1 pseudogene is annotated in these 6,835 nt (G+C 56.2%); it reads left to right on the top strand.

Annotation, left to right across the window (positions count from 1 at the left end):
- A pseudogene (locus tag Q1J43_RS01100) lies at window positions 1-6,835 on the top strand (hypothetical protein); the annotation flags it as partial.

Raw genomic sequence — 6,835 nt, 5'->3', positions numbered from 1 at the left:
TCTCGAACTCGGTGATGCGAAGACGACGGTTCCGGTGCAACTGTCGCTGACTCTGCAGGACACCAGTGGCGTTGCGGAGGGTGACGAGGTGCTCTTCCTGCGCCGCGGGATGGCGCCGGACATCAATGGGGTGATGCAGCCGAAGTGGTGGGTTCTTGATAACGGCTTTGTGCAGACCGATGCCAGTACCGGGCAACTGGTCGCCAGGACAGCGAGTCCGCCGTATAACGGGGTGAGTTCGAACGGCGATTGGCTGTGTGTCAAGACAACCTTCGATAAGGGGACCGGCGCGGTCAAGGTGTCGGGCTGGGGGTTCGACTTCATGGTCATGGCTGACAACCTCGTTTTCAACGGTGTTCTGGGGTTTGATGTCGGCTTCCTATCCATAACCACTGATATCTATAGAATCCAGCGGCAGTATGCCGGCGCCTACCAGGTGGAACCGATTAAGATCGACCGGATCGGCGATGATTTCGCCCTATCGATCAGTAACCCGCGCTCGACAGAGCCCATCACGACCAGCGATGTGCAGATCAGCAAAATGGAGATGGTGGGCGACAAGCTGCGCGTGACCGTCGAGAATCTGGCACCAACCACCCTCGAGAGCATGGGGCCGCAACCGGTCGCCCTGCGCTTCTGGCTTTCGCCTGAGACTCTGGACATTGACGAGAACGGCCATGCGAGTTCCGACCAATGGGAGGATGACGTTATTCCGATAATGGACAAACCGCTGGTCGAATGGGCGAAACTGTTCACCCTGGATGGGACCGACCTGCAACTCGTCGAACCGGGCCAAACAAGTATCACCGTAGATTTCTACATCCCGCCTGGCGTGGCCCTGAGTTTGCATACGCTGACCGTGCAACGCCTGGTGCAGACGACGGATATGTATGATTTCGGAAAACTGAGCTGGGTCGCCGATGGCGAGGCGGCCAGCGCGCAGATCGATGGACAAACGAATTTCGATGTCGTCTCGCAAGCGCAAAAGCTCTTAATCTTCAAGGACAAGGTCCTGGTCAAGGAGTTGTTTTACGCTGACGACCCGAGCGGCCCGGTACTGGCCCCCGGCAGCCATACCGACCAGATCGCCTTCAATCTCGATAAAACGCTGATGTTTATCGCCGGCGGGCGCGGCGATATCCACATCATGGATACGGCGACCCTGCGCCTGGTGCAAACGGTTTCTGTCGGGACCAGCAATATTTCTGCACTGGCGGTTGCCGATGACTGGTTGTACGTGGCCGAAGGCGGCTTCGCCGGCAGCAATCACCGCCTGATGCGCATCAATATCAACCCACGCCATGGTGCCTACCTGGTGCTGCAGGAAATCAAGCTGCCTGAGTCGCTCAGCGGCCACCCCACGCCCTACGGCGATCCCGACCCCGTGCCACGCGGCTATCTCGATCTCGCAGTGGTTCAGGGGCCGCAGCGGTCGTATCTAGCGGTCACCGCCCCGGCGGCCGAAGACCCCTTATTTACGTATGGACAGCGCAGCAGGGGCAAGAGCGGCAAAGTATTTGTGGTGGACCTCGATGCGCTGGTCGTTTCCATGAGCGGCGTAGTCTATGCGACCAATGCGGTCGTTCAGATTGAGATTCCGGCGGACCAGGGTCGCGCACCACAGTTTATTTCCGGGGCGGGAGTCAAGAACAATCACTTGCGTTTTCTGCTCTCCGACGGCCAGGATACCAACGCCGGACTGGCGGCGGTGAGCATCGATCTGCTCCCCGACGGCCGTATGAGCGACAGCCCGACCAGCAGTCCACCGTTCACGCAAATCCGCATGTCCGGGGTTCTGCCCGGCGACACCCGCCTCGACGACCCCTATAAGCTCAACATCCAGCGCGCGCAGTCGCCAGCGCTGGTCGTCAGGAATGGCATCGAATACGCGCTGGTCGCCGACTACTTCTTTGACCTAAATGCCAACGAAGAGACGCTGATTCGTGACTACTATACGGCGCCCGGGCAGATGGGCGGCAAGATCGGTATCATCAAGGATCCGTTTGGCAAGGCGGAGTATCTGGGCGCGACGACGCCGGTCATTGGAGGGAATTTCAGCCGTCTGCATGTCAGTGAAGACGGCAAGTCCCTGATGGCCGATCTGCGCTATTGGCCAACCATCGGTGACGAACCTCCGCCCAGTAGCGGACTGCTGACCTGGAATCTGGCTGACCTCATCGTGGCCGCCGAGGCCAATTCAATCACCAGGCAAAATTCCAAAAAACCCAATCCGGTCGATCGCGTCAACGGAACCCAGGTGGTGGTGCCGGTCAAGCAGGACCTTGGCGTCCTCGGGAGTCTTACCTCAGGCTGGGTGTCCGACATCGAGTCGGCGCATGATAGTGTGGATTTGACTAAGGCACTTGTATTTGGGTCGACGTCCGAATCGCATGTTGTTAAGTTCAAGTTAAAGGAAGCCGCCAGCGAAGTCACGCTCACCATCAGCACCTTCCCGCCCGGAGAGGGCCTGTTTGAGGGTGATGTCAAGGATTTTGCGCGGGTGTTTACCAGAAAGCTCACTGAGGCCGAGATCGGCTCGTTCGCGGCGGGCGAAAAGAGCTATCAAATTCCCAATGACGTTTATTTGACGGCAGGTCAGCACTACTACTGGGGCGTCGAGGCCACCAGCGTGACGGGGCGAAAGTCGCGCGAATCTGGAGCCCTGGTTACGGCACCGATTCTTGATGAGACCAATAGTCATTTCGCTAACGTGACGGTCATCACGCATGACTCGACCATCAAAGTCGCAGGTGAAGCGGATGTCACTACCGACATCCCGGAAATGCTTGCACTCGGGATGGCCATTGCCAAGCGCGGAGAGGGGGCGGTCTTTGTCTACCAGCCAAACACCATGGGTTGGAAGCTTTTCTATTCAAATGTGCGTGATGCGGCAGGTCACTTGCTTGCGGAACCCACGATTGATCAGGTCAAGGGTAAACCGCTCGTCCTGATCGCCAACTGGATTCTTGATTCCAGCATTGCCGATTCGGGTTTCTCTGAAGCTGCAGCCGATGCGCTGTTTGCCGGGCTGAACAGGCTAGATACCGATATTGGAGGAAGTGTTTTTAGCTCGCCCTTGCATTTTATTGGTTTTGGCCGCGGCGCCTCTGTCAACAGCGAAGTGGTTCAACGCTTCGGCAAGTACAAGCCAGAGGTGAATAATATCCACTTTACGACGCTCGACCCGCACGATTTCATACAGCAGCCGCTCAGTGTCAGCATCGGCACACTACTCGCCGAGCTAAGAACGGTCCATGACATTCTCTCTCGCGCGCCGGCGAAAGGGAAGGAATGGAAGAAGCAGGTGGAGCAGGCATTAGCTGCGGGGCGGATCAAGCCCCCCATGCCTCTAGTCTATCGGTTGAGCGAAGTTTTAGGCTTCACGTCACGATGGGCGAACCGATTGGGTTTCGGCAAAATCGAGTACGGCGACTATTCCGATCCGATCATAAACCGGTGGTCAAATATTGGTTTCTTCGATAATTATTATCAGAATCTGGGCAAGGCTGGATTACCGTGGGGGCCGATCCCTTACCGGATGTCGTACACTTTTAACGGACGAAGCATAGACACCGGCGAAACGCTAGACAAATTCGACAACTCAATCGTAAACAGTCTTCATGCCTTCGGCGCCGACGTCAACATCAACCTCAACGGCTTGGCGGGGTTTAATTACAAGGACATCCAGATCTCTCCCGACAACTTCGGAATAGGGCTGAATCAGCAGCATTACCGTGTTCTTGGCTGGTATCTTGGAACGGTCGATCTTTCTGCCGGGTTTTATGACGATTTTGGTATTCAGTCGCTGCTGCCGAACGTTCCGCTTATTTTCCGGAATCCGCTGGATCGCAAGCTAGACATCAGCGACATCATATCCGATGCCACGACCCGTAATATGAACTGGGCATCGTTCGAGACAGGTAGGGCCTGGTACCGGGCCGGGGAGAATGGGACGTCTACCAGTGCCGATTCCGACTATCCCAGCCTAAAAGTCAACCCAGTACCGATCGCAGCGACGGACACAAGTGAAGTGAAAGATACGCGATCGCAGGAAGGAACAGGAATTGGCTGGGGGTATAGCTATCTTGGCGGCATTGGACAGAAAGCGTTGGAGAACCTGAAGAGCGTAACGGGAGGAGCGAACATCGAGGATGAAGGTCGTTCAACGATCAAGGGAAACCTCAAGGAGGCAGTTCCGAGTGTGTTTAACGGAGATTTTCAGTCGACTCGCATACCGGTCTACGGACGTTTCCCCTCCGCTGCAACCGGGTACGAAACGGCCGGTTGGTCGCTCCAGGGCGGCAGTGGTGGCTGGTTACAGAATCTGAGTCAAATCGGTTTTAACATTGACGTTGAGGCGCTCGCAAGGGACTGGAAAGGTGAAACATTCTTTGATTCAGACTTGTTCAGGAAAATAGCGTACGGAACAGAGGTTTACTGGAATTCAATGTCGTGGACCATGGTTAGAACCTTAATTCAGTCGATCGCTGTGCCCATTATTCAGGGCGCGATCGCTGCTGGAGTCTCGCCTTGGTATGGCGCTATATTGGCGGCGGGCTCTGTCCTTCTTGAAAAGGAGGCCGGCAGTAGCAGTGGTGATGGGTGGGATGCAGCCCAGATCGCGGCGCTAAACTTGTCGGTGACTCAGCAACTGGGTTCACACTTCGGAAATACCGTTTCAGCGCAAGCTATAGGGGAGATGGCAGCTAAATTTGTAGCAGGTCTTGCGCTAACGCTTTTGGACAAACTGAAGTCCAACGTGATGAATCAGGGCATGCCGGTGCTAATAAAAGGCATTCAGGCGAATTACTTCAATTTTTTTGCAAAGCTTTATCCAAATACTGTCATCGCACATAACTGGCAGCACTTCCCATCGTACTCTGACACGATGTACGTTGACGTGGGACTCAGTGGGATTGTGGGTGTGCCCTATATGCCGGTCTCATTAGAGGATTCGCTATTCGTTGATTTTTATGATGCCGACAATAAGCTTGTTGGAAGTCCCGTAGTCGTCACGAATATGCCCCGTTTTCACGGGCAGGTTTCCGTTGAGGTGCCGGTGGCGATTCCAGAGGAACTGAGAGGCAAAGTTGGAAGGTTTGCTTTCCGTACCGGAGCAATGCCCATGTTCGGGACGGGACTTGGCGAGTACATAAAGATTGACAATTTGCGCTTGGTCAATCCGGCCCAACTTGATGATAGAGCTGAGCCTACGATTACGGCAATCAGGGTCAATGGTACCGTTCCCGGTACTGGTATAACTATTAAGGAAGGGCGTGTTGAATTAGAGCTTGAATTTGATGATGTTTTTGTGGGGCACAATTTCTCGGTACTCCCCTACGTAGAGGTTGACTGGGGCGAGGGTACGGTTCAGGTGGAGAAGATCGAATTCCCCGACAGGAGCGTTCCCGGCAAGTTGAAAACGAAGCTTGTGTATTTCTATAAGGACAATTATCCCGACTGGCTTGATGTGAAGGTTACGGTTCGTAACAGCGTGAAGGCTAAGTCCGAGACACACGTCAACGTGTTTGTGGAAAACGTACCGCCGACGTTGAAGGGATTTGTCGCACAGCGTGTCGGCAGTTTGGCATATTCGTTTTTGGCCGAGGTAGATGAACCGGGTTTAATTGACGCAGAGCCTCTGACTCTTAAGTACACCTGGCTGCTGGACGGTACTAGCTGGACGACATACGACTCGGTGAAAGGACGTACTGAGACTTTCCTCCCACTCTATGCGGGGGATCATACGTTGACGGTTACCGTCGAAGACAAAGACGGCGGCAAAGTTAGCGGGACTTATACGCTGCGTATTGAGAGCGGTGGGGCAATTGAGGTGGACCCGCCGATGCCCGACCCGCTATTTTCGGCCTTGCCTCCCTTACCTCTGGCACCGGGCAATGAGAGTTTGACCCAACCCGGCGCGGCCGTGCTAAGCCTGATCCAGGAAGCAGCCGTCAGCTACTGGCGCCATACAGGTTTAAGCGCTGTGCAACTTGAGCGCTTGAGCAGTGCGCAAATCCGTTTTGGCGACGTTCCCGACGGTATTTTGGGTCTGGAGACTTCCAACGCGGACGGCTCGGCGGTCATCACCCTCAGTCGCAACGCAGCCGGTTACGGCTGGTTTGCCGACGCCACGCCGCTGGCTGACGAAGAGTTTGCACAAACTGCTGGTGGCGTGCTGGAGGCTGACGCGAGCAGCGCCGCCTTTGGTCGCTTCGACTTGCTCACCGTATTGGCACACGAACTAGGCCACGCGCTCGGCTTTGGCGACGAGTCTGGTGTTGCCGAGACTGAAGCGGTGATGTACGCCTCGCTGCAAACTGGCCAGCGTCGTTTGCCTGCGGCGCAGGCTTTAAGCACGCTATCCGGCACGACGAATGCGCCCAGTACGGCCATCGGTGCTGCATTCACCGTACCGATCGATAATAGAGCGCGTTACACCCGCGCAAGCGGGTCCACGGGCCCAACATCCCAGCCGCCAGCCCGTGTTCAGTACCAGTATTCCGTCAACCGCCAACTGGACAACGCCCAGTTTGACGGCGCCCTGGGCTGGACCACCACGGGCGATGTCAGCTTCGCCGACGGCGCCGCCACGCTCACCGAGAGCGCGACCAGCCAGACCCGTCTGAACCAGGTCTTCGTCCTCGGCCAGTACGACCACACCCTGTCCTTCACCGTGGTCAACGCCAGCCTCGGCGACCAGGTGGGCGGCCCGGATGACGCCTTCGAAGTCGCGCTGATCGACGCCAACAGCGGCCATTCGCTGCTTTCCGGCACTGGCCTCACGCACAGCGACGCCATCATCAACCGGCAAGCCAACGGCAGCGAGCACGAC

This window comes from Propionivibrio sp., assembly GCF_029255185.1.
Classification (GTDB): Bacteria; Pseudomonadota; Gammaproteobacteria; order Burkholderiales; family Rhodocyclaceae; genus Propionivibrio.
Note: the sequence above shows the minus strand (reverse complement) of the source record. Positions and strands in the feature narration are given on the sequence as shown.